At 40.4% G+C, this 24,673-nt stretch carries 20 protein-coding genes; all 20 read right to left on the bottom strand.

Annotated features, from left to right (window positions below):
• The coding region (locus ACLNCW_RS08835; RefSeq protein WP_424846074.1) for a DUF1542 domain-containing protein at positions 1 to 3,290 on the bottom strand (3,290 nt) is incomplete at its 3' end.
• Between the two features lie 321 nt (positions 3,291 to 3,611).
• A complete protein-coding gene (locus ACLNCW_RS08830) occupies positions 3,612 to 9,518 on the bottom strand; it encodes a ZmpA/ZmpB/ZmpC family metallo-endopeptidase (RefSeq protein ID WP_424846072.1) in 5,907 nt (1,968 codons plus the stop codon).
• Between the two features lie 2 nt (positions 9,519 to 9,520).
• Positions 9,521 to 10,084 carry a TIGR01440 family protein gene (locus ACLNCW_RS08825; RefSeq protein WP_000659517.1) on the bottom strand — a complete coding sequence of 188 codons (564 nt, stop codon included), beginning with the start codon at positions 10,082 to 10,084 and terminating at the stop codon, positions 9,521 to 9,523.
• A gap of 114 nt (positions 10,085 to 10,198) precedes the next feature.
• Complete coding sequence (locus ACLNCW_RS08820; RefSeq protein ID WP_203213089.1) at positions 10,199 to 11,890, bottom strand: cache domain-containing sensor histidine kinase; 1,692 nt, start codon at positions 11,888 to 11,890, stop codon at positions 10,199 to 10,201.
• Positions 11,887 to 12,624, bottom strand: coding sequence for a response regulator transcription factor (locus ACLNCW_RS08815; protein WP_004261873.1), 738 nt, complete (start codon positions 12,622 to 12,624; stop codon positions 11,887 to 11,889). The genes ACLNCW_RS08820 and ACLNCW_RS08815 overlap by 4 nt, the downstream gene beginning before the upstream one ends.
• Positions 12,625 to 12,694: 70 nt before the next feature.
• The gene (gene msrB / locus ACLNCW_RS08810; RefSeq protein WP_173225406.1) at positions 12,695 to 13,807 is read right to left on the bottom strand and encodes a peptide-methionine (R)-S-oxide reductase MsrB; all 1,113 of its coding nucleotides are present in this window, start codon (positions 13,805 to 13,807) and stop codon (positions 12,695 to 12,697) included.
• A 9-nt stretch (positions 13,808 to 13,816) separates the two neighbouring features.
• Complete coding sequence (locus ACLNCW_RS08805) at positions 13,817 to 14,380, bottom strand: redoxin family protein (protein WP_424846068.1); 564 nt, start codon at positions 14,378 to 14,380, stop codon at positions 13,817 to 13,819.
• Between the two features lie 13 nt (positions 14,381 to 14,393).
• Positions 14,394 to 15,104, bottom strand: a complete 711-nt coding sequence (ccdA2, locus tag ACLNCW_RS08800; protein WP_261096262.1) for a thiol-disulfide oxidoreductase-associated membrane protein CcdA2 — start codon at positions 15,102 to 15,104, stop codon at positions 14,394 to 14,396.
• Between the two features lie 162 nt (positions 15,105 to 15,266).
• Positions 15,267 to 15,818: a GNAT family N-acetyltransferase gene (locus ACLNCW_RS08795; protein ID WP_261096263.1), complete on the bottom strand. Its 552-nt coding sequence runs from the start codon at positions 15,816 to 15,818 to the stop codon at positions 15,267 to 15,269.
• Between the two features lie 204 nt (positions 15,819 to 16,022).
• The gene (gene nadE, locus ACLNCW_RS08790) at positions 16,023 to 16,847 is read right to left on the bottom strand and encodes an ammonia-dependent NAD(+) synthetase (protein ID WP_424846066.1); all 825 of its coding nucleotides are present in this window, start codon (positions 16,845 to 16,847) and stop codon (positions 16,023 to 16,025) included.
• Positions 16,844 to 18,304, bottom strand: coding sequence for a nicotinate phosphoribosyltransferase (locus ACLNCW_RS08785; RefSeq protein ID WP_424846064.1), 1,461 nt, complete (start codon positions 18,302 to 18,304; stop codon positions 16,844 to 16,846). Before ACLNCW_RS08785 ends, nadE begins: the two co-directional genes overlap by 4 nt.
• 115 nt (positions 18,305 to 18,419) lie before the next feature.
• Positions 18,420 to 18,908 carry a DUF6773 family protein gene (locus ACLNCW_RS08780; protein WP_125455083.1) on the bottom strand — a complete coding sequence of 163 codons (489 nt, stop codon included), beginning with the start codon at positions 18,906 to 18,908 and terminating at the stop codon, positions 18,420 to 18,422.
• A complete protein-coding gene (locus ACLNCW_RS08775) occupies positions 18,898 to 19,107 on the bottom strand; it encodes a helix-turn-helix transcriptional regulator (protein ID WP_173875948.1) in 210 nt (69 codons plus the stop codon). The genes ACLNCW_RS08780 and ACLNCW_RS08775 overlap by 11 nt, the downstream gene beginning before the upstream one ends.
• 147 nt (positions 19,108 to 19,254) lie before the next feature.
• Positions 19,255 to 19,395, bottom strand: coding sequence for a hypothetical protein (locus ACLNCW_RS08770; RefSeq protein ID WP_080702831.1), 141 nt, complete (start codon positions 19,393 to 19,395; stop codon positions 19,255 to 19,257).
• A gap of 45 nt (positions 19,396 to 19,440) precedes the next feature.
• Positions 19,441 to 19,851 (bottom strand): GNAT family N-acetyltransferase, encoded by a 411-nt coding sequence (locus ACLNCW_RS08765; RefSeq protein WP_424846061.1) that lies wholly within the window; start codon positions 19,849 to 19,851, stop codon positions 19,441 to 19,443.
• Positions 19,852 to 19,951: 100 nt separating this feature from the next.
• On the bottom strand, positions 19,952 to 21,316 hold the full coding sequence (locus ACLNCW_RS08760; RefSeq protein ID WP_070479450.1) for an amino acid permease: 1,365 nt from the start codon (positions 21,314 to 21,316) through the stop codon (positions 19,952 to 19,954).
• 75 nt (positions 21,317 to 21,391) lie between these two features.
• Positions 21,392 to 21,874: a transcription elongation factor GreA gene (greA, locus tag ACLNCW_RS08755; protein ID WP_424846059.1), complete on the bottom strand. Its 483-nt coding sequence runs from the start codon at positions 21,872 to 21,874 to the stop codon at positions 21,392 to 21,394.
• Positions 21,875 to 21,934: 60 nt separating this feature from the next.
• A complete protein-coding gene (gene mltG, locus ACLNCW_RS08750) occupies positions 21,935 to 23,629 on the bottom strand; it encodes an endolytic transglycosylase MltG (protein WP_424846057.1) in 1,695 nt (564 codons plus the stop codon).
• Positions 23,630 to 23,708: 79 nt separating this feature from the next.
• Positions 23,709 to 24,203 (bottom strand): GNAT family N-acetyltransferase, encoded by a 495-nt coding sequence (locus ACLNCW_RS08745; protein WP_424846055.1) that lies wholly within the window; start codon positions 24,201 to 24,203, stop codon positions 23,709 to 23,711.
• Complete coding sequence (locus tag ACLNCW_RS08740) at positions 24,200 to 24,667, bottom strand: GNAT family N-acetyltransferase (RefSeq protein ID WP_424846052.1); 468 nt, start codon at positions 24,665 to 24,667, stop codon at positions 24,200 to 24,202. The genes ACLNCW_RS08745 and ACLNCW_RS08740 overlap by 4 nt, the downstream gene beginning before the upstream one ends.
• Positions 24,668 to 24,673: the final 6 nt, after the last annotated feature.

Raw genomic sequence — 24,673 nt, 5'->3', positions numbered from 1 at the left:
GCTTGTTTTGCAGCCGGTTTAGCTGTTGGTGTTGGAGTTACTGAAGATATACTTGTCGCTCCGTCATTTTTAGCTTGTTCTACCGCATCGTTTGTTGTCGCGTTGTCGATTGCTTGCTTCGCCGCGTCTGCTTTCGCTTTCGCGTCTTCCTTAGCTTTTGCTTTTTCTTCGTCTGTCAAATCGTTGTTGGCATCAATTGCGTCATTCTTAGCTTTTAATGCGTCATCGATGGCTTGCTTCGCTGCTGGTTTGGCTACCGGCGTTGGAGTCACCGAATCTACTGATATTGCCCCAGCGTTTTTAGCTTGAGTTACTGCATCGTTTGTTGTCGCGTTGTCGATGGCTTGCTTTGCTACATCTGCTTTGGATTTTGCGTCTTCCTTAGCTTTGGATTTTTCTTCAGCAGTCAAATCGTTATTGGCATCAATCTCTGCTTCTTTTGCTTTTAACGCTTCATCAACTGCATTTTTTGCGTCAGTTTTCTTTTGGCTTGCTTGCGGATTAACGCTTTCTACATCAGCAACGCCTGTAGTTTTCGCATTATCTACTGTTGAGTTTGTTGTTGCAGTATCAATATTATTTTTAGCCGCTGTTGCTCTTGCTTGTGCATCTGCTTTTGCTGCTTCTTTTTCTTCAGTTGTTAAATCATTTCTTGCATCAAGTTGTGCTACTTTCGCTTTCAGCGCGTCTTCGATTGCTTTCTTAGCCGCTGGTTTCGCTACCGCTGTTGGCATTACTGAACTTACACTTGTTGTTCCTGCCGTTTGGGCTGAGTCCACTGCTACGTTTGTTGTTGCATTATCGATTGCTGTTTTTGCTGCATTCGCTTTTGCCTGTGCATCTGCTTTTGCTGCGTTCTTCTCTTCTGTCGTTAAGTCGTCATTCGCATCGATGGCTGCTTCTTTCGCTCTTAAAGCTGAGTCAATAGCTGCTTTTGCCGTATTTTTCTTCGTTACTACAGGATTATCATTGCTAATCGCTGTTGTCCCAGATGTTTTGGCATTATCTAATGCTGCTTTTGTCGTTACCGAGTTATCATTAATTGCTGTTAAAGCTTTCGCCTTATCGGCATTAACTTTTTCGATTGCAGCTGCTTTTTCTTCTGCAGTTGCGTTTGTATTAGCATTAATCTCTGCAATTTTATCTTCAGCAGCCTTGTTAACCGCATCAATTGCAGGTTGTTTATTTAAACTTGTGAATTCTGATAAAGGTTTTGTATCAGTTGAACCATCTTTATAGGTCACAACAAGATTTCCATTAGCATCTTTTGTAATCGTAGAAATTCTTGTCGCCTGATTGTCTACAGCTTGTCCTCTCTTGCTAGTAAAATTAGCATCATCGTTAGTTTGAGAGTATTCGATTTTTACTTTTTCTTTAATTTTTTCAAATTCGTCAGCCGTAACATTCGCTGGATCTACTACACTAACTGTTCCTTCTGGAGTCTTAATATCATATTTAGTAGTTTGATTTTTTACAACAAATTCAACATAACCTTCAATTTTTTGACGTTCTGCAGGATTAGTAGTTGCATTAATTCTTCCGTTAAAAGGTGCACTTTCTCCATTGTTGTCATCTTTTGCAACGATAACACTTGTCCATTTTTTCCCAGCAGTTAAATTCGTTGTTCCAGTCATTTTAATGGTTGCTGTCTTCTTATCTTCAGAAACAGAACCCGCTCCGCTTGTTACTGCGCTATCAACAATATTCCCTACTGCTAAACCAAAACTAGTTGCATTATTATAGTTAATGTCACCAGGGCCACGAAGTTTTAGGTCCTTAATCTTAGACTCATCCGTTGCAGTAAATGTTAGGTCTGTCTCTTCTCCAGAATAGATATAAATATTTCTGTTCGCTTCGTTTGAATACGGTAGATTAACAACCGGCGGAATATTTTTTTGTACAATTTCCCCTACCGGTTTTGTCTTCGTAGAACCATCTGTAAATGTCACAACGATATTATTCCCAACGATATTAACAGATTGGATAACATCCTCAGGATGTTCAACTAAAGTTCCACGTTTATCAGCAAATCGTGCATCTTCGTTTGTTGTTGAATATTCTAATTGAATACTATCTTTGATTTTCTTTAAATCTTCTGCTGTAGGATTTGTCAAACTAGTTACAGAAATCTTTTCATCTGTAGGTTGAGATCTTAATGAATATTTCTTAGATTGAGCTTTTAATACTAAGTAGAAATACCCTGGGTCTGCAATACTATCACCTTTTTTAAGATTCTCTCTACCTTGATCATCAACCACCTGAATATAACGAGTACCCACGTTAAGTGTTTGGTTTTCTTGTTTTGTATAATCTCTGTGTTTTTTCAGTATATCGTTTGGACGACCTGTAATAACGATTTTCGCAGGATTTGCTTGACTCGCCTCCGATGTTACCCCTGCCGTTTCAGCACGATTTATTACCCTAGCAGTAAATCCAAATTCAACATCCAAGTCATTATCTGTACCTGCAACATTAGGGAATCTTTGTCTAGATCCTTTCTTAATCGTTGCATAACGAATCTTTCCAGTTTCAGAATAAACAGGAATTTCTAATGAGAAATGCTCTTCGTTATAGATATAGATTTTCTTCTCATCTGGTATGGAGAATGTAAAGTCTACCTTAGGATCTTGATTCACAGCTGCACGGAATGTTGTATCCTTTTCAATTTCACTCCCATTACGTGGATCATTGGCACCAGTATTTTCAATCGCATTTGATTCTGATGGTTTCTCAGTATTATCAGCTTTGATACCAACTGTTTCTTTACCTTCAGTTGTATCTGTTGAAACAATTTCTTTTTTCTCAACCAGCTTATTTCGTAATTTTGAGTTAACTGTAGCAACCAGTTTTTGATAGGCACTCGTCAATTCTTCTTGACTGCTTGCGTTCGCTAAAGTTGCTTTGGCATTAGCCAATTCAGCAGCTAGACTCGCTACACTTTCCTCTGTCTTATTAGCGTAGGCTCCACTTGAAATCTTACCTTCAATTTCACCAATATAATTTGCAAGTTGGCTTTTATCTAATTCTGGTTTACTAATTTTTGGCTCACTGATTTCGGACTCACTCTGATTTTCAGCCTTCTCCCCACCTGATTGAGCCAACTCTACTTTACTAGAAGACTCTTCAGTTACTTTCAATTGATCAGCTGCAACTGCTCCATTTCCTAAAAACATTAAAAAGGCAGCAACCGCTACACTCGCTGCACCAAAACTATATTTACGAATGGAGAAACGCATGATTTTTTCTTTTCTCTGATTCTCAAGGGACTTATCAGAAAGCTTGTTCTTCATTTATAATATTTCCTTTTCTCTTATCTGTATACACATTATATCATATTAAACTTTATGCGTATTTACAAATTACTTTATATTTAATTTTATAATTTTTAAGCTATTTTTGCAAGTTGTTTGAACTAGAACAGAATCCATAAAACAAAGCCCTGCCTGACATTTCATTTACTTTTTGAAAATCTATTTTCTAGTATTTTAGTTATAAATATATTCAATAATTATGCTTGTAAATGAACAGTCAATCACTACATAAATAAAAAGGAGAAGACATACTTGCCTCTCCTTTTTGAGATTAAGTCAGTCCCTTCAGGACTAACAAAATTATTTAAAGATTGAAGTTTTAAAGCTATTTGTTTGTTGAAGAAGTTTCTTGAAGATTTTCTCTTTAAGTGATACGGTATTATCAAATTTAACTGAGCCATTTTTAAGAGTAGCTTTATCTTTATCAACAGCTGCAGCAAATGCATTCTTCAAGTCATCGTAACTACTATATGTAGTGCCGTCAATTGTAACTGGGTTAAATCCTGCTTTCGCTTTATCAACAACTTCTTTGAAGTATTCTTTCTTCCAATCTTCTAGAGTATTAAATTTACCATCAGAAACTTTCTTAATGATGAAGTCATCTCCTAGAGTAGCATGACCTGCTTGTTTAGACTCATTTTTCAGCATGTTAGAAGCATAATTTAGGAAGCCTTTTTCATATCCAAAGTAACCCCACATACGGAAGGTGTTATGTTTGAATGACATTGCTCCTGGAGCTCCTTCACTTGTGTTACCTCCGTAGATACCAGCGGTAATTGGTACAGTTACATAGGCAGAGCCAAATCCAGTTGGGTCATACTGACCATTGCCAGGACCGTGCTTAGTCATGAAGTTTTTCTCTACTAAGTCGTTAACAGATGTTAAATTATATTCTTTTTCTTCTGCATTTAAATCTCTAACGTTGTCGTATTGGTTCTTCGTATTAGCTCCACGAAGTTTCTTATCTACTTTCTTGAACCAAGCGTTGTTTAGTTCTTTACTGCCTTTATCAATTACAGCTTCTCCTTCAAGGTAATCAAGAAGCATAAGCGTATCATTGAAACCTTTCATGTAATGATCGATTTCAGCGCGAGAAGTAAGGTCATTTGGATTTGTGTTATACCATTGGTTTCCATCGTTTGGACGTTCGTATGCCATGTTCAGTCCTAGTGCTTTAAAGTCACCGTTTGGACTTGTTTCAGCAGGCGATTGCAACATACCTTGTGCGAACGCTTCTAGGTCAGTACCTTCACGGTGTCTTGAACCACCTAAATAAACCATACGGTCATTTACGTGAGTCGTTTCGTGAGTGAAGGCTGAGATACCAAAGTCACTAATCATATCAGTAACCATAAAGAAGACTGAATCATCCTTATAAGGATTACCATAAATACGAGCTACAGCTCCCATACGCCAGTCAGTAGCATGATAACGACCTGTTGGTCCGTATAATTCACGGATAGGTGCTACATCTTTACCACTATTCGTATGCCCGTATTTATCTGTACTGATTCCTTTATAGTTTTGGTTATCTAACACAGGAGTTGGTACCATGTTGTTGCTCTTAAGCAGTTGATTACGAACTTTATCTAATGATAAACGAGACCAGAAGTCTAGGTAATTTTGTTGACCTTTAGCGACTTTATTGATTTCAGCTTTGAATGCTTCGCGTTCTTCTGCAGTATTCTTACCATATTTTTCAAAGGAACTGTAAGCCATAGTGTTATATGTTGAGATTAAGAACATATGTGCATCTTTTAAATTCAGAAGTGGCAGAATCATCTTACCGTGAACATCGTTGTTTAATCCTTCGTATGCTCTGTGTTTCTTATCAGCAAATTCAGGAGTTGTTGTTTTTGGTTCAACGACATATACATTATCTTTAGTTGCTTTTATGAACCAATCATTTAAGTCTGTATCACTTGTGAATAGACGCATATTATAGTCTAAGAAACTGTTTAACTCGCCTATACCGATAACTCCACCGATCGTTTCGCGATAAGCTTCTAAAGTTCTATCACCTTTAATGTTACTTTCTTTAGAACCAACCTTAATCAAGAAGTCTAACACACCAACATTCTTACCGTAGAAGTCAGGTTTGAATAGCATTAATTCTTTAATATTAAAGTCATCGAATTTAACTCCGTAGTATCGGTTGAGGTAAGACAAACCAAGAAGGACTGCGGCCTTATTGTCATCGATTTTCTTAATCAAGGCACGTTTCGCAGCTTCATCAGTGTTAAGCTGGTGATCTTCATTTTGAACTAACTTCGTAACGAATTTATTAAGATTATCTTTAACGTACTTGAAGCTTTCTTCTAAGTACAAATCCTTAATTGCATTGACTTTGTTGCCACCAGTTCTACCCAAGTGTTGGTAAATCGGATCAGATTGTAATTCTACTGGACTTAACTTGCTTTCGATAGCGCTGATTAAATCTGTACGATCTTTAACAACCATGTTTGGTGTATAAACGACTTCACCCAATTCAGCCACGCTGTATTCTTTCACTTGTTTCACTTTAGATTCTTTCGGTGAAATTGTAAAGATTTCTTTTGTCTTATCTGCGTAGTGAACCATAATATGGTCAGCATCTGTAAGGTCTGTGACAAAGTCATTTCCTTTCATTGCAGTTACAGACAATACTTCTTTAGTTAACAAGTTTGAACCTTCTGCAAGCTTGTTCCCTTGGTTGACAATCCATTCTTTGTTATAGAATGGCTGAAGTTTTTCGATGTTACGGTAAGCAAGCTCACGAGAAGCATTGTAGTCATCGATGTTTTTGTATTGATCAGCTTTACTTACAATATTGTTCAGTTTATCTTCAATAGGAAGTGTGCTTTCGAATTTATCAGCAGTGATTCCCATTTTAGCAATTAATTCATCAGCTTTTTCTTTAGTTATGCTAGGAATTTTTTTAGAATTAGTATAAGTTGTTTTACCTTCACTTACACCCTCAACACTGTAGTTGCGCTTCGTTCTAGAGTATGTAAAGTAATCATCAGCATCAATATCAGAATGACCAAAGACCATTTCACCAGTCTTAACTTTCATCATAGTGATGTTATCTTCTATAGCCCCTAGTGCCCAGTTAGTCCCTAGCAGTCCACCAGACATAACGGCTTCTTTGAGTTCAATAGAGCCTTTTGCTACAGAGTTTCGAAGAGTACCTTCTTTACCTAAAGTATTGTTGTTGCCACCGTTTTGAGATGAATATACAATTCCGGCAGCTTTAGCTTTGTTACCTGTGATTTCAGCATCAACATAAGCTTTTTCTACAATACCTTTCCAGTTTTCACCGACGATACCTGTTAAGTAACCACCTCGATTTCCAGCAGCGTGTACTTTACCGATAAATGCAACGTTACTTAATTTTCCACTACCATCAATTTTATTGATAACACCAGATACATCATTATTACCAACAACGTTACCTGTTACTTTAATGTTCTCTACAGTCGCATTATTTTTGATAACATTCGCTAGCGGTGCAATCCTATCAGTCCCTGGCATGTCGATATTTACATTTTCAAGTAGTAAATCTTTAACAGTACCACCGACAATATCACCGAATAAAGGTCTGTTCATATTGCTAATGGTAAATTTATTACCGTCAGTGCTTGTCAATGTTCCTTTGAAAGCATTAGTAACATAAGATTTTCCTGCTGGTTTAACGTTAGCAGCATTGATATTGCTACCAAGCTTAAATGTACCAGTCGGGTCTTTTTGAATAGCTTTTACAAGGTCGTCAAAGCTATAATATACATCACCTTCGTGTGTTTTTTGTTTTTCAAAGTAATGAACATACTCTTCGTTCAGTGTGTTGTCAGCATTCCGTTGAATCAAATCAGGTGCTTTGGCAGTAACTTTGTATAAAGTTTTTCCGTCTTTTTCTACTTCTTCAATCTTGTCAACAGCCAGTCTTGTTATTTTATTGTCATGAGTGGTCACTCGTAAATAAAGTGGAGCAACATCAGCTGGTTTTGCTGTCAATAAACTAGTATCTGTTTCATTACCATCAGCGTCCACACTCATCAAGCTTGTTTCTTTGATGTTTTTGATTTCAACTTTTTTGAGGTCAATTCTTAGCGGTTCTTCCTTCAGAACCTCTTCCTCATCACCCTCACCACGGTCATAAACCATCTTCGTTTCAAGTTTATAATCCTTGTAGTACTGTAAATCTGTCAGGGTAGTTGTCAAGTCATCTGGTGAAACATTCAAGGTTTTGACAATCTCATCACCTTTTTTCAGAGTTAAGGTAATAGATTTAATGGCTGCCTTACTTGGATTTTCTAGACTATACTTAACATCTGAAGTCCGTTTCAAATCCTTAGGCTCAACTGCTGTGATGGTCAATACTGGTTTTTCAAAGCTCTTGGTACCACGTTTCAAAATTTTGTCTTGAGGTGCCTCAAGGATTTCCTCTGTAACTTTTGGAGCGTCCTCTGTTTTAACTCCCTTAATGGTATTAAAGGTCTTGGTGATTTTTTTCTGGCCTTCTTTTCCTTCTTGAGCTACAACTTCTAAGCCTTTTTTCAGTTGGTCATCTTCTTTAACAACTTCCTTAAATGGAATCTTTTCAAGACTTTCTTCTACAAGAGTTCCTTCAATTGGTTTTATCCCACGACTTACCTGTTGGTTTACAGGCTCCTTGGCAACTTCTGTGCTAGTTGAAAGAACTTGGTCAGTTTTAACACCTTCTACTGTTTTATAAGTTGTTTTAGTAACTTGACTACCTTTTTCTCCATTTCTTACGACAGTTTCTTCGTCCGTATACTTGGTTGGATCATCAGTCGTTTCAGTTTTGTAGTCTAGGTCTGTAGTCGATGTTTCAACAAGGGTTCCCTCAGTTACTTTGTACTCTGGTAACTGTTCTTGTACAAGAGCTTGACCTGCTTTGCCTTCCTCTTGTGTGCCTTTTACTTCTACTGGAGCTTCTGGCATTTCGGGTTGCGTTAAGGCTTGGCCTGCCTTACCTTCTTCTTGCGTACCTTTTGCTTCTACTGGAGCCTCTGGAAGTTCTGGTTGTGTTAGAGCTTGACCTGCTTTGCCTTCTTCTTGGGTACCCTTCGTTTCAACTGGAGCATCTGGTAAGGTTGGTTGTGTTAAGACTTGGCCTTCTTTGCCTTCCTCTTGAGTTCCTTTTGCTACTTGATGCGTTGATTCAGCTTGTGGTACTGGAGTTGGGGCAGGTTGCACCTCTTTCTTCGTTCCGACTGCAATGACTTGCGACACAGGATTTTGGACTACTTGGTCTTGGATGACTTCTCTAACTTCTTGACCGTTGACCATCGAAACTTTGCTTACAAGGCGACGCTGACCATTTACTCCAGCTGCGACGATACGAGTCTGTCCTTCTGCTAAATTAGCATCTGGGCTTGTGACCGTTTCAAAAGGAATCTCCACCAAGCTCTCTTCCTGTCTTGTCTGAGGTTTCTCAGAAACTGGTTTTTCTTCAACCGCAGGAGCAACTGGAGTTTCTACTACAGGTTTTTCAACGACAGTTTCCGGAGCAACAGCAGGTGTTTCTTGAACTACTTCTGTTTTCTCGATTTCATTTGCACTTTGCTTTTCTACTGGCAACTGAGGCTTCTCAGCTGAAGCTGGTCTTGATGGATGGAGTTCTGCTTCCTTGAAGTATCCGATGTATTCATAACCATCAATGTGGATAATCCCTTCAGCCAAACCTTCATGTGTAGAGGCCGAAATAGTTTGGTTATAGGAAAGCAATTCTTTATTTTCAAATGCGAATGTCCCATAAGGTACAAAGGTACTGGCTCCTAAAGAACCAATCAAGAGAACACCTAGAACCTCTTTGCGACCTTTTTTGGACACCAAAAAGACTGCTAGAGAAGCAGTTGCCAAGCCAAGACCTGCCAAAGCTAGTTCCTTACTTCCTGTGTAAGGAAGTTGTTGACTGGTAGTTGCCTTCTTGCGATAAACTACATAGAGAATATCTTCATCTTGAAATTCTGTTGGAACCTCATGATGAATCAGGGCTTTTTCAGACTCGGTCAATTCCTGCTCCGCCAAATAACGGTAATGAACGCTATGAGCTCCACCAACTTCATTGGCTTGAACCTTATCTACTGAAAGAGTACTAGCACCAAAAAGGAAGGCCCCGATTGCTACAGGACCTACCCCAACAGTTAGCTTACGAATCGAATATTTGGTGATTTTTTCTAGTTGTTGTTTTGTTTTTTTCATTCTCACGACTTTCTGATAGAATCTTGTGGATAATGCGCACGCGCACCTCCAATTAATTTTGGACGGCTAGCAAGAGCCGTTACATGGGCATGCCCAATTTCTCTCAAAAGAGGGCGAATCGGAACCTGAACATGCTTGACATGCATGCCAATTGCAGTGTCTCCGATATCCAATCCAGCATGAGCCTTGATAAATTCAACCTCAACTGGATCTTGCATAAACTTGAAGGCTGCCAACTGACCTGAACCTCCTGCATGGAGAGTAGGAAGGACACTGACGATTTCCAGACCAAACTGCTCTGCCACCTGACGTTCAACGACGAGGGCCCGATTGACATGTTCACAACCTTGAACAGCTAGATGAATTCCTTTTTCCTCTAGGATATCTAGGATGGTCTTCACAATGATTTCGCCAATTTCTTGGCTGGATTCCTTGCCAATCTGACCACCTATCACTTCACTAGAAGAAAGGCCCAAAACAAAGATGGATCCTTGCTTCAAATTGGCCTTTTCTAATACATCTTTTACAATCTGGCTAGTTTCTCTTTGAATGTCTTTTTCCTTCATACTTGATACCTCTTTTGTCATTATCTATCATATCGTTTTTTCTACGTTTTAGCAAGATAGACAACCTAGAAAGCTTGCCCAATTACGCATAAAACTCCCAGAATTGACTGGGAGTTAACTAGTTTCTATTCTATTTATGTATATTTCAACTGTCGTACCTTTTGAGGGAATAGAATCAATCTTCATTTGGTAATGTTCTCCAAAATGAAGTTTGAGCCGTTGATCAACATTTTGAAGACCAACTCCCCCACGTTTGAGTTGACTTTGACTACTATCGCTAGCATCTTGGAAACCAATCCCATCATCCTCAATGCGGATGACCAATCCCGAATCCTGTTTCTGAACAGAAACTCTAATATGTCCCTGGCCTTCCTTTTCCTTAATGCCATGGTAAAGAGCATTCTCTACAAGAGGTTGTAGCACTAGCTTGGGCAAGACTAGATTATCAAAGGCAGGATTTTCATTAATTTCGTATTCCAGCTTATCGCCATAGCGTTGTTTCTGGATAAATAGATACTGGCGGACATGATTAATTTCATCAGACAGGCAAATCAAATCTTTACCCTGATTGAGCGCCAAGCGGAAATAAGTCGCCAAGGACTTGGTCACTTGCACCACTCTCTGACTATCTTGAAATTCAGCCATCCAGATGATGGTGTCCAAGGTGTTATAGAGGAAATGGGGGTTAATCTGGCTTGATAGAGCTTGAAGTTGGTACTGACGGGTCGTTTCTTCCTGCCTGCGAATAGCTACCATCAGCTGATCAACCTGATCCAACATGGCATTGAACTGGCGAGTCACCTCTCTCAATTCATAAGCACCCGCTTCTTTGGCACGAAGATTCTGATTACCAGAAGCAATTTCCAGCATAGTTTCTCTCAAATCCTTCAAAGGAGCAATCCAGCGTTTAAGACTAAACCACACCAAGCAGAGACAGGCAAGAAGAGATGTGAAACTGGCTCCAAGCAAGGTCCACATGAGTTGACTCCGAACCTGGTCTAACTTCTCCAACGAAGACACGCCAAGCACCGTCCAATCAGTTCCAGCAATCTTTTCTTGACTGACATAGGATTGGTGGTCTGGAGTGTAACCCTGCCCTGTCTTAATATAGGGTTTCATGGCCTCCATTTCGCTAGACGAACTATAAACTGTATGTTGAGGATGATAAACAAATTCATGGTTTTCATTGATGATAAAAGCAAAGCCCTGCTGACCCAACTGGAGTTGGTTGAGATAGGCTTCCAGAGTTTCATAGGAAATATCCAAACGAAGTACACCTAGATTGGCTCCCTTTGCATCAAGAAGTTCTTGAGTGACAGAAATGACCCACTGGCTATCTGATTTACGAGCTGGAGTTAAAACTGGTTTAGCTCCCTGATGAATAGCCTTTTGGTACCAATCCTCAGTCATCATATCTGAGGAAGTTTTCATCTGCACACTATCATCCGTAGAAATGACCTGACCAGATTTGGTTACCAGCACAACAGCTTTCAAGTCCTGGTCTGACTTTAAAATGGTCAAAAACAAATCTCGAATTCCCTTGACCTTTTCTTGACTGGGATTCTCAGCATAGGTTAGGACATCTGCCTGCTGGGTCAAACTAGTCGAGGTGGTTTCTAATTTTTTGATATAAGACTGGATAAAGTGGCTAGTTTGGCTGATAGTCGTCTGGCTATTGCCCTCAATGCTAGCCTCAATGGCTGATGAACTAGATTGATAGTAGAAAGTCCCAACCAGAGCTAGGAGAATGAGAAAGACCAGAAAGATGGAAATAACCATTCTGACTAGGAGAGAAGAACGTTTCATCGACCTTCCCCCTTCTTAAACTGACGAGGGGTCACACCCGCAATCTGCTTAAAGCGTTGTGTAAAATAGTTCATATCTTCAAAACCAACTTTCTCTGCGATCTCATAAATCTTTAAATCCGTTGTCAGAAGCAAAAGCTTGGCTTGTTTGACACGTTCTCTCACCAGATAATCCTGAAAAGGCAGGCCTAACTCTTTCTTAATCAAAGAACTCAGATAAGTCGGGCTAAAACCCAAGTCACTGGCCAAACTCTTCAAACTAAATTGGCTATCAGCCAGATGGGACTGGATTTTCTGGGCCATATTTCCCTCAAACTTATCAGTCAATAAATCTTGTAACTGCTCTTCTTTCTCTTCCTTATCCAACTTTTGCTTGATTTTCCCCAGCATTTCCTCGATATCCTGACGAGAAAAGGGCTTGAGTAGGTAATCATCCACACCTAGTTTGACAGCAGACAAGGCATAATCAAAATCATCGTAGCCTGTTAAAAAGACTAAATGCACCTGAGGATAGGTTTCTCGGACCAGACTGGCCAACTGGATCCCATTTAGCTGAGGCATGTTGATATCGGTTAAAATGATATCTGGAACCTGCTTTTGTATCAATTCCCAAGCCTGTCTTCCATTTTCAGCTTGACCGATGATTTCCATATCGTAGGCTGCTACATTGACCAGTTTAGTCAAGCCTTGTCTTACCAGATATTCATCTTCTACGATTAAGATTGTGTAGGTCATGCTTCTCTCCTTTGTCACTTACTAGTATCAGTATAGCAAAATTCTCCTCTAACTGCTTAGGAAATCCCTCTTAATCAACATAATCTAGTAAATAAGCGTAGCCTTTTTCTTCCATTTGATCTTTGGGAATAAAGCGGATAGAGAGACTATTAATACAGTAGCGCAAGCCACCCTTGTCCTGAGGCCCATCTGTAAAGACATGGCCAAGGTGAGAATCTCCAACTCGGCTTCGCACTTCCATGCGTGTCATATTGTAAGACTTATCTTCTTTGTAAGTAGCAACATCTGGACTGATTGGTTGGGTAAAACTAGGCCATCCACAACCAGACTCAAACTTATCCTTTGATGAAAAGAGAGGTTCGCCAGTTGCCACATCCACATAGATACCAGATTCAAATTTATCCCAGTAGCGGTTTGAAAAAGCTCGTTCTGTTTGATTTTTCTGGGTAACTGCATACTCCTCAGGTGACAAAGTCTTTTTCAATTCCTCATCACTTGGTTTGGGATATTTGCTGGCATCAATGACGGGATAGGCTGCCTGATTGACATTGATATGGCAGTAGCCATTTGGATTTTTCTTGAGATAGTCTTGGTGGTAATCCTCAGCCACTACAAAATTTTTCAAGTTCTCCTTTTCAACTGCTAGAGGTTGATCGTATTTCTTAGCCACCTCATCAAAAACTTGGTTAATCACCTCTAAATCCTTGTCATCTGTGTAATAAACACCGGTACGGTACTGGGTCCCCACATCATTTCCTTGTTTATTTTTGCTGGTTGGATTGATAATGCGGAAGTAATGAAGTAGGATTTCTTTTAGGGAAATTTGTTTGGCATCATAAGTAACATGGACAGTCTCTGCATGTCCTGTTTGGTTAATCAATTCGTACTTGGTTGTTTCCCCTCTACCATTTGCATAGCCTGATACGGCATCTGTCACACCGGGAACGCGTGAGAAATATTCCTCAACTCCCCAGAAACATCCCCCAGCCAGATAAATTTCGTGCAAGTCTGCATCTTTACTCACTTCTGTTTTTTTCACTGTTTTTCCTCCTTGGCTAACTGCTGCTTTCTCAATTTGCGAGCTATCTGTCTGCCCTGCATTTCGCATCAATAGAAAATAGAAACCGCTTATGGCTAGGAAAAAGATTCCTGCCAAGACAAACAATTTTACTTTATCATTCATGACCTTTCTCTACCCCATTTCTTTCAATGTCTTTAAAATCATATCCTTATCCATAAAACCTGGTTGCGTTTTGAGCAGCTTTCCTTCCTTATCTATAAAAGCTTGAGTTGGGTAAGAACGAACACCATAGCTTTCCAAAAGTTTGCCCGACGGGTCAATTAGAACTGGAAAATTTTTATAATCCAAGCCCTTGTACCAGTTCTTAAAGTCTGCTTCTGCTTGTTCCCCCTTGTGTCCAGGTGACACTACTGTCAAGACAACATAATTATCACCAGCATCCTTAGCAATTTCATCCGTATCTGGAAGACTAGCTAGACAGATGGAACACCAAGAAGCCCAGAATTTGAGATAGACTTTCTTGCCCTTGTAATCAGACAAGCGGTATGTCTTGCCATCTACTCCCGTCAGTTCGAAATCAGCAACCGCCTGACCTTTAGTCGCAGTTTGCGCACTAACTTGTTCTGTTTTTGTTTGCTCCTTCATAGTAGATTCATCTGACATATTTTTAGCCGAACAGGCTGCCAAGCAACAGATTGAGCCTACTCCAAGGAGACATGTTTGCCATTTTTTCATTTCTTCTTCCTCTCTATTCAAATAATCTTGTCAAAATAGACGCATTTCCCAAAAGCACCAAAATTCCCATTACGATTATGAGGAAACCACCCACTTTTTTGAGAGTTCCGAGATAAGGATGGAGTTTTCGGAAATGTTTCAAAACATAGCTGGAGGCTAGGGTTAGAACCAAGAATGGTAGAGCCAAACCTAACGTGTACACCAACATGAGACCAGCTCCCTGCCAAGCACCTGAGCCACCTGAAGCCGCCAAGGCCAAAACAGAACCAAGAACCGGTCCTACACAAGGCGTCCAAGCAAAACTAAAGGTCAAGCCCAGTAAAAATGCCTGACTATAGCCCTTACCCTTTTGCTCCTGTCTCTTTAGTTGTAGCCTTCTTTCCTTGTAGAGTCCCTGAAAATGTAAGACTTCCATCTGGTGCAAGCCCAAGAGAATGATAACCGCACCCGTCACATACTGAAACCAAGAAGCATACAAAAGGTCTCCTAAAAAACCAGCACCATATCCCAGTAAGATAAAGATAAAAGAAATACCCGCTATAAAGGCCAGAGTTCGCAATAAACTAACAATTGAGATTGAAAATTTGCCGCTAGAAGCCTGAGCACCATCTTTATCATCCAACAAGACCCCTGCATAGACCGGTAACAAGGGTAAGATACAAGGAGAAAAGAAGGAGAGAATTCCAGCAAGAAAAACACTGATAAAAAAGATAATATTATCCATTGCCTTCCTCCATTCTTTGATTTGATAGGACTATTATAGCCTCTAAACTCCAGAAAAAACAGGGACAATGATAGGGAAAAATAGGAATTTAATCAGTTTATTCAGAAATCTGCCACAAAAAAAGCCAGACAAGGTCTGACTTTGATAGAAACAGAAAAGAAATCACCTGTCTTCCCTACTTATCTGGTAATAAATAAGGTCCGCAACGTAGTCTTTCCTCTCCACACCATTGGCAATAGTTTTTAGATAGGACATTCCAGCCTTCTCCATCACACTGCCTGAAGCTGGGTTAAGACTGGCGTAACGAGCTCTGACCTTTTGAAAACCTGCTTGAGTAAAACAAAAGTCTAAGACAGCTTTCAAGGCCTCCGTCATCATACCACGGCCCCAATAGTTTTTTCCTAAAACATACCCAATTTCACAACTTGAATCAGGCTCATTCATCTCAACGATACTGATATCTCCTATCACATGCTCAGGATCTTCTTTGAGACAAATGGCCCATTTGTAATAATTGGGATTGGTATAGGATGCAACCCAATTTCGAATCGAGTTCCGAGTCACTTCAACATCAGGATGAGGATCCCAGGTGACATAGGTCAGATTCTCAGCAGATGAAGCCCAATTTTGAAACATGGCTTCCGCATCACTCTCCACAAATCTTCTCAAGATCAAACGTTCTGTCTGTAATATTTGCGTACCGATTGCTTTCATTACGCTACCTCGCTTTCTGATAGATGGTTCTCTGCACAACCTCAATTTAAATTTACTTTGCTTTTGAATTTCAAGGTAATAAGCTAAAAAGATTCCCCGGACCTTCCTCGCTTACCTGTTTCCATGCTCGGGGTAAGAACCTCCACTGGAGGTGCCTCGTTTTCCTATTTTTAGACTCGGGGTAAAAAGGTCCCCCGGACCTTTTTACTCCCAAAAGTCATCGAATACAGTGATGGGCAGGTGGCGTTTGTGTTGGCCTTTATGCCACCAGTTTTCGATAGTCGCTTGAGCTTCTGGGCTGATTGTTTTGCCTTCTAGGTAGTCGTCAATCTCTTCATAAGTGACTCCGAGGGCTACTTCATCAGCTAGACCTGGTTTGTCTTCTTCTAGGTCTGCTGTTGGGATTTTTTCATAAAGTGCTGGGTCTGCACCAAGTTCCTTCAATAGTTGTTTTCCTTGGCGTTTATTGAGGCGGAACAGGGGTAAAATATCCGCACCACCGTCACCAAACTTGGTGAAAAAGCCTGTGATATTTTCCGCAGCGTGGTCTGTTCCAATAACCGCTCCGCTATGGGCACCAGCAAGGGCATACTGAGCAATCATACGGCAACGAGCCTTGATATTGCCCTTGTTAAAATCTGAAACAGGACTACCTGTCGCTTCAACTGTAGCTGTCATAGCGTCAGCTGATTCCTTAATATTGACGACTAAACTGACATCAGGCTGGATAAAGGCTAGTGCTTTTTGAGCATCTGCTTCATCAGCTTGCACTCCGTATGGCAGGCGGACAGCGATAAATTTGTAGCTGCCATCGCCAGTTTCAGCTCGCAGTTCTTCCATGGCCAGTTGAGCCAATCGTCCTGCTAAGGTTGAGTCTTGTCCCCCAGAAATCCCTAGTACAAAGGTTTTAAGGAAGGGATGTTTTTTCAGATATCTTTTTAAGAAATCAATAGAACGACGGATTTCTTTCTGGGCATCAATCACTGATTTCACACCCAGTTCTTGGATAATCGTTTCTTGCAAACTCATTCTTCTTCTCCTTCACCGAGGGCTTCCTTACGCATTTTGTCAATCAAGTCCATCTTGTCTTGCCATACATCACGCGCCAAATCCACTGGATAATGCTGCGGATTGAGCACACGCTTGTACTCATCCCAAAGCTTGTCAAATTCCTTACGAGCATAGTCCTGAATCTCAGTCAAACTAGGCAAGCTGTAAATCAATTTTCCGTCTTTGAAGATATCCACTAAGAGAGGAACAGCGTCAAAATTACGAACCGTCTTCTTGATATAAGTATAGGTCGGATGGAACATCTTGATTTCTGTCATGCTGGCAACATCCACACCATCATAAGTGATATAATCGCCTTCTGACTTGCCTTTTTCACGACTGGTAATGCGCCACACCTGCTTCTTACCTGGTGTAGACACTTTTTCAGCATTATTTGACAGCTTGATGGTATTGCGCATCTGGCCATTTTCATCTTCGATTGCAACAATCTTATAAACTGCCCCAAGAGCTGGCTGGTCATAGGCTGTAATCAGCTTAGTTCCCACGCCCCAGACATCAATCTTGGCCTTTTGCATCTTGAGATTGAGGATGGTATTTTCGTCCAAATCATTTGAAGCATAAATCTTAGCCTCTGTAAATCCAGCCTCGTCCAATTGCTGACGAACTTTCTTGGAAATGTAGGCAATATCCCCAGAGTCAATCCGCACACCCATAAAGTTAATCTGGTCACCCAGCTCACGCGCCACCTGAATGGCAGCTGGTACCCCAATGCGAAGGGTGTCATAGGTATCCACAAGAAAGACACAATTTTTGTGGGTCGCAGCATAAGCCTTGAAAGCTTCATAGTCATTGCCATAAACCTGTACCAAGGCATGGGCATGGGTTCCCAAGACAGGAATGTCAAAGAGTTTACCCGCACGCACGTTGCTGGTGCCATTGGCACCACCAATCACCGCTGCGCGTGTTCCCCAGATAGCTGCATCCATTTCTTGAGCCCGACGTGTCCCAAACTCCATCAAGGGTTCATCTTCAATAACCGAGCGAATACGAGCTGCCTTAGTCGCCACTAATGTCTGGTAGTTGACGATGTTCAAAAGAGCCGTTTCGACCAATTGACATTGGGCTAGAGGGCCTTCCACCTGCACAATCGGTTCATTAGCAAAAACCAAATCCCCTTCTTGGGCAGAACGAACGGTCAACTCCAACTTGAAATTGCGGAGATAGTCCAAGAATGCCCCATGATAGCCTAGTGATTCCAAATAGGCAATATCACTATCTGAAAAACGCAGGTCTTCAAGATAACTCACAATTCTTTCCAAACCTGCAAAAATTGCATAGCCGTTCTTAAAAGGCTGTTGGCGGAAATAAACCTCAAAAACCGCCTTTTTATTGTGAATTTCTTGGTCAAAGTAAACCTGCATCATGTTAATCTGGTACAAGTCCGTGTGCAATGTCAAACTATCATCTGGATACATACTTTTCCTACTTCCTTAACTAGAAACCCATAAAAATTTTCAAAAACTTTCATGTATTCCAATAAATTAGTACTATTATATCACATTTTATTTGGATTGAGAAAAAAGTAACAAGCTATTCTCCACTCTCCAGTTCATCCATGTCTTGTTCAAACTTTTTCTGAGCCCATTCTCCATAACTCTTCAAACCGAGATTGCCAATAAAGACCCAAGGAAGGTAAATGACATAAGTAATAGCCCAAGCGGACAGGTATTTAGGATTCAAAGGATTGTGCTGATAAATGTCTATATTGAATTGATAATTCTGCAACATCAAGAGAGTTGTAATCGCCAAGGTTAGGAAAAAACAACCCAAAATCGTAAAATGAAAACGACTATAATAGGTCACTCCCAGATAACGAGCACGATTGAAAAAGAAGAGAATTCCTACTATCAGAGTATAGACTAGAAAATTCGGATTAAAAAGAGATGGAGCCAATACAGCCACCAAATAGCTTAGAAGCACCAGTCCAATGAAGAGGGTAAAGGATTCCGCCCCAGCTTTATTGATTAGTTGTTCTTCTCTTTCGTCAAGTAATTGATAATGAATGAATTTAGTTACCATCTTCTTCCTCCCAAAATAGTTGGTCTAGGGTTTTCCCTAAACATCTGCAAATCGACTGGCAGAGTGAGAGACTGGGATTGTATTTCCCCGCCTCTATCAAACCAATAGTCTGGCGCGTCACACCAACAGCCTCTGCCAGTTGACCTTGTGTTAAATCAAGCTCTACACGAGCTAATTTTAATTTTAAATTTTTAGCCACCTGCGTCCTCCTTATAGTTTTAAAAAGTTGCGCCTCTTTTTAACAACATTATATCATATATCTAACTTAATGCAACATATATATGTCATTTTGTAATATTTTATTAACTAAAAACTCTCTACCACAAAAAGATAGAGAGTTTTTAGTTTAAATATAGGATTTCAAAAAATCTACGGCATCGTAGGCTTTCACATCTAATGTCTCAGCTGCAATTGTATTGTCCTCAATATCACCTAGAAAGACATAATGTGTGGGATTTAACTGGTATTTATCGAGAATCCCCTTCATACTTATGTCAAGAACCCCTCTTTGCCTTATACTTTCATATTCACCTTACAAATTCTTTTGGTAATAATATCTTTGCCCAATGTAGGGATAGTCTTGTAACCTAAAGACTTCCTTGTAGCCATGCATTTTATAAAAATCTGGAGCTTGAAACTGGTGGGTATTGACAAAAGCAAAACGACAGTTTCGATTCTTAGCTTCACTTTCTGCCTGTTGCAATAGTTTTGAACCGATTCCTTGCCCTCGTAACTCCTCTTTCACAAACAAATACTCAATTTGCAACCAATTTCCAAAAGTCTCAGCCACCAAGCCAGCCAAGAGATTGCCCATCTCATCTTCAACATAAAGATTCAATGGCTCACTTTCAGCCTCTTCTCTTTTGGAACGGTTATAAGCACGAATCAAATTCCCAATTTCTTGCGCCTTCTGGGATTCCTTATTTTCCAATCTAAAGTACATCTAAACCTCCTCGAAAACTGATACAGCTTGATTATAGTCTTATTTCCAAAGACTGTCAAACTAGCAAAAACCCACCAACCTTAGTTGATGAGTTTCAAATCTATTTTCTAAATTTCCACTGGCTGTAAATCCCGAAACCGATAATCCAGATAGCTGATCCGATTGCTCCTACAAAGGTAGACTCTTGTAAAAAGAGGGTTACAAAGACAAAGGCAAAGAAGAGCATGGTTAAAGGATTTAGGAAACGATAATGGGGCATGAGGTAGCCATCCGCCATAAAGTCTGGTGACTTGCGATATTTAAGGTGAGCCACCATAATCAAGATATAGATAGCGATATAGACACCTGATGACGATGCCGTAATCAAGGCAAAGGCATCCGAAACACCTGGCAAGACATTGATAAAGGCTGCTAGGGCAATCAAGATTGCTGAAGCGATGATGGCATTTTGTGGCACATTGTGGCGAGAAAGGGTATCCGCCTTGATTGCTTTTAGGAATGGATTTGGCGAATCATGGGCAATCTGGTACAAATGACGACCTGTTGAATATAGGGTCGAGTTAAGAGCAGATGCTGCTGAGGTCAAAACGACGAAGTTAATCAAGGCTGCCGCCCACTTGATACCGGCCAATTCAAATACTGTAACAAAAGGTGAATCAGCAGAAGCAAGTTCACGCCAAGGAATGATAGCCATAATGGCTAAGAGGGCACCACCGTAGAAAAAGGCGATACGCAAAGGAATTTCCTTAACGGCTTTTGGCAAGACCTGACGTGGATTTTTGGTTTCAGAAGTTGTGACCCCGATAAACTCAATCATGAGGTAGGCAAAGAACACCATCTGGAAGGCCATGACAAAGTTCACTCCACCATTTGGGAATAGGGAGAAATTGTCAGCAATATTGGCCAAACTTGCTACTCCATGTGGTGTCTTAAAGCCTGTCAAGACCATAAAGACCCCTGTTGCAATCATGGCTAAAATAGCCACAATCTTGACCATCGCAAACCAAAACTCAACTTCCCCAAAGAGTTTCACCGCAATCAAATTGACCAAGGCTAGAATAGTCAAAAATCCAATCTCAATCATCCAACTTGGCCAGCTAGGGAACCAGAACTGAACATAGTGAGAGATAGCAGTGATTTCCGCCATACCGATAAAGACAACGGATAGCCAGTAAGACCAAACCGAGAAATAACCCCAGCCCTTACCTAAATGGCGCGTGATAAAGTTGATAAAGGTATGTTGCTCAGGGTCTTGGTAGAGCATTTCCCCAACCGCACGCATCATGAGGAACATGAATGCTCCCGTAATCATATAAATTAGTACAATAGAAGGACCTGTTAGGCTGATAGAGCGACCTGCTCCCAAAAAGAGTCCTGTTCCAATTGTTCCCGCAATGGCCATAACCTGCACGTGACGATTGGTCAGACCACGCTCCATCTTATTTTTTTTCTTCTTTGAACTCATAACGTCTCCAATTCAATTTAAAATGGAAAAAGGAGTGAGTGAAGCGCACTGCCTCCTCACTCCTTTTTTTTATTTTTAGGCTGTTTTTTCAACCTTCAAGATTTTTATATCATAGCTACCAACAGGTGTTTCAATAGTTGCTGTATCACCTGTTTTCTTACCAATCAAGGCTTGTCCAATTGGGCTTTCATTTGAAACCTTACCTGCAAAGGCATCCGCACCTGCTGAACCTACGATAATATAAACTTCTTCTTCGTCCTCACCAATTTCTTGAATAGTGACTGTTTTACCAATCGCCACTTCATCATCGGCAACTGAGTCACTATTGACGATTTCAGCATAGCGAATTTTTGTTTCCAAGCTAGAGATTTGTCCTTCAACAAAGGCTTGTTCATCCTTAGCTGCTTCGTATTCACTGTTTTCTGAAAGGTCACCGTATGAACGAGCAATCTTTATGCGTTCTACCACTTCTGGTCGGCGGACCAATTTCAATTCTTCTAATTCTTTTTCAAGTTTTTCCTTTTCCGCAAGGGTCATAGGATATGTTTTTTCTGCCATTTTTCTCAACTTTCTTTAGATAGTATTGAATCTCTATCTGAGATTCTCATTTTTGTAGTCTTAGTTTGAACTACTATTTTGAGTAAGCTTGCTATTAACGTGTTCAGCTACATTACGATCATGCTCTTCCTGTGTCACTGCGTAATAGACTTTACCATCTGTAACATTGGCTACAAAGTATAGGTTCTCACTCTTAGTTTGATTAATACTTGCTTCAATCGCGTCCTGACTTGGACTATCCACTGGACCAGGCATCAAACCAGGTTTTGTATAAACATTGTATGGTGAATTAATCGATGTATCAATTCCAGCATCATCTGCTAGGCTAATATTTTGACCGAGTTTACCTTGGGCATACAAGATTGCAATATTGCTTTGAAGTGGCATACCAAGGTTCAAACGATTGTAGAAAACACCTGCAATCAACTTACGATCTTCAGTCTTAGCACCTTCTTTTTCAACAAGTGAAGCAATTGTTAGCAATTCATTGACTGTCAAGTTTTTAGACTTAATTGCACTATAGTGTGGAGTCAAAGTCTTATCCATAGCAGCCAACATCTCATCAATCAAGCTTTCAATAGTTGTGCTTTCCTTGATAGAGTAGGTTGCTGGGAAAAGATAACCTTCCAAACGGTAACGAGCTCCACTTTCTTTTGTCGGTAAGCTTTCGAGTAGGTTTGGATATTTAGCAGCTTCTTGACTGATAAAGTTGTCATCTTGAACCTTAGCCAAGAAAGCATCCGCTGTCAAAGGTTCTTTAAATTCACCTTGTAATTGGCCTACAGCTTGGGCGATTTGCTCAATTGTATATCCCTCTGGAATGGTCAAATCTGCAAGCGACGGTTCTTGAGGTTCAGGAGTACCACCTTTTTGAAGTTCCTTGATGATATCCTCTGTACTCATGCTCTTTTGCAAATTGTAATATCCAGCCTTCAGATCTGAATAATTTTTATATTTAGCATAAAAAGCAAAAATCACTCCGTGTTTAATCACACCAGAATTTTCAAGTGCTGAGCCAATCTCTTGGACATTGGCTCCTTCTGGGATTTGAACGGTTACATACTTCTTAGAATTAGCGTCAACTGGTAATAAAGATGACTGGACATACTGGTAACCGAAGTAACCACCTGCCGAAATCAAGGCAAGGAAAATCAGTAGAGAAGTGAAGAAAGCCTTCAAATGTGATTTTTTCTTCTTGACAGGTTTAACAGTCTCACGACGACTACGACTCGGAGTTTCAGAAATGACTTCAACAGCTTCCGTTTCGACAACCGGTTCAGGTCTTGGCGCTTCTGCTTGTGTCTCTTTTTGTGCTTCAGTCTTATAAGAAACAGCTACTCTTGTTGGAGTTGTGTTCACATCTTTTTCAGCTTTTTTAGGGCGAACTGCTTCTGGTCCCGGAACCGGTCTTGATGGACTTTCTTCAGCTGGAGAAGCTGGAACATCTTGACTTGGATGACTAGGAACGATTGGAGCTTCCTCTCTTCGTTCATCTGCTGGTGATGCAGGCACGTCCTCACTAGGATGCTGTGGAACACGTGGTGCATTCTCCATAATTTTTTCGACAGCTGATAGGGATGCGTTCATCACTTCTTCATCAGCAATTTTTGTTTCAGGGACAGACAAGGCCTCTTTTTTCTCAGCCAGCTCAGCAGCCTCTTGACGAATCCCTTCATATTGTTTTACTTTTTCTAAATCACGTAAAATCTGCTCTTTAAAGCTTAATTTTTCGTCTTCTCTTGGCTTTTCACTCAAAAGTTTATCCTCCTCGTTGACAATCCATAATATTATATCTTAAAAACGAAAGAAAAGCAACCTAGCATGCTTTTCTAGCTTATTTTTTAGCTTCCCAGACCATATCATACCAGGTTTCTCCTGCAAAGGTTGACTGGGACTGGCCTTCATTGACAAATCCATGTTTTTCATAGTAGGCGATGAGATAGTCATGACAGGTTAGGTTAATACCTTCTCTTTCGTGTTCAAGCGCCAACTCTTTCAAGGCTGTTAATAATTTCTGGCCAAGTCCAAGGCCCTGTGCCTCCTTGGCAATAGAAAGACAGGTCACAGAGATATAACCACCAGGCTCATGACTATGGTCTTCTATCTCCTCTGTAAAGGACTGGTCTTGCAGATGACGGTGGGGGCCAACTGGTCCTTCTATATACCCCATGATTCTGCCTTCTTTTTCTGCAACCAGAAATGAGGTCTGAATTTCTCGCAAATGTGCTTCAAAAACAGAGCGAGGAATGGCTTCTTCAATCGAGAAATTTTCTAGTTCGATCTCAACGATACGATCTAAATCTTCTAATCTTGCTTTCCTGATTTTCATTGTTCCTCCAGATAAAAAGGATTAAACCAAATCATACTAAAACCTTGACTAGCTGCATAAAGCGAAGCTGCTTCTTCTTCATCAATAAAACCGTTCATTTCAAAATAGGAAAGCAACTCATCAGGACTCTTCAAACGAATAGCTTTGTAATCCTGCTCAACCGCCACCTCTTTCAAGACTGCAAGAAGAAGCGTTCCCAAGCCCTGTCTCTGATGGTCAGCATCAATGACTAAAGAATGTATTTCTAGACATTGCGAATTGTGTGGGTAAGGACCACCTAGAACATAGCCCAGAAGCTGATTTTCATCCCTAGCTAGAAGAAAGGTATCCGCACACTTACGGATACTTTCTTCTAAAATATGGGAAGTCAGCTGCTTGTCAGCTGGAAAAGATGAGGTCTGCAGTGCCTCTATCTCAGGCAAATCAGACTTACTTGCCTGAATGATCTTAATTGGAATTTCCATGTGAAT

It is taken from the genome of Streptococcus sp. CL6.22 (assembly GCF_049738055.1).
GTDB lineage: Bacteria > Bacillota > Bacilli > Lactobacillales > Streptococcaceae > Streptococcus > Streptococcus mitis_DJ.
The sequence above is the reverse complement of the archived record's forward strand: the minus strand, read 5'-3'. Positions and strand labels throughout refer to the sequence as shown.

Coding starts and splice junctions, on each gene's coding strand:
- ACLNCW_RS08785 (WP_424846064.1), bottom strand. CDS start 18,304: ATGTATCCAGATGATAGTTTGACATTGCACACGGACTTGTACCAGATT.
- ACLNCW_RS08740 (WP_424846052.1), bottom strand. CDS start 24,667: ATGGAAATTCCAATTAAGATCATTCAGGCAAGTAAGTCTGATTTGCCT.
- ACLNCW_RS08830 (WP_424846072.1), bottom strand. CDS start 9,518: ATGAAAAAAACAAAACAACAACTAGAAAAAATCACCAAATATTCGATT.
- ACLNCW_RS08760 (WP_070479450.1), bottom strand. CDS start 21,316: ATGAGTTCAAAGAAGAAAAAAAATAAGATGGAGCGTGGTCTGACCAAT.
- ACLNCW_RS08795 (WP_261096263.1), bottom strand. CDS start 15,818: ATGAAAGCAATCGGTACGCAAATATTACAGACAGAACGTTTGATCTTG.
- ACLNCW_RS08780 (WP_125455083.1), bottom strand. CDS start 18,908: ATGGTAACTAAATTCATTCATTATCAATTACTTGACGAAAGAGAAGAA.
- ACLNCW_RS08825 (WP_000659517.1), bottom strand. CDS start 10,084: ATGAAGGAAAAAGACATTCAAAGAGAAACTAGCCAGATTGTAAAAGAT.
- msrB (WP_173225406.1), bottom strand. CDS start 13,807: ATGAATGATAAAGTAAAATTGTTTGTCTTGGCAGGAATCTTTTTCCTA.
- greA (WP_424846059.1), bottom strand. CDS start 21,874: ATGGCAGAAAAAACATATCCTATGACCCTTGCGGAAAAGGAAAAACTT.
- ACLNCW_RS08805 (WP_424846068.1), bottom strand. CDS start 14,380: ATGAAAAAATGGCAAACATGTCTCCTTGGAGTAGGCTCAATCTGTTGC.
- ACLNCW_RS08815 (WP_004261873.1), bottom strand. CDS start 12,624: ATGACCTACACAATCTTAATCGTAGAAGATGAATATCTGGTAAGACAA.
- ACLNCW_RS08820 (WP_203213089.1), bottom strand. CDS start 11,890: ATGAAACGTTCTTCTCTCCTAGTCAGAATGGTTATTTCCATCTTTCTG.
- nadE (WP_424846066.1), bottom strand. CDS start 16,847: ATGAGTTTGCAAGAAACGATTATCCAAGAACTGGGTGTGAAATCAGTG.
- ACLNCW_RS08765 (WP_424846061.1), bottom strand. CDS start 19,851: ATGTACTTTAGATTGGAAAATAAGGAATCCCAGAAGGCGCAAGAAATT.
- ACLNCW_RS08745 (WP_424846055.1), bottom strand. CDS start 24,203: ATGAAAATCAGGAAAGCAAGATTAGAAGATTTAGATCGTATCGTTGAG.
- ccdA2 (WP_261096262.1), bottom strand. CDS start 15,104: ATGGATAATATTATCTTTTTTATCAGTGTTTTTCTTGCTGGAATTCTC.
- ACLNCW_RS08770 (WP_080702831.1), bottom strand. CDS start 19,395: ATGAAGGGGATTCTCGATAAATACCAGTTAAATCCCACACATTATGTC.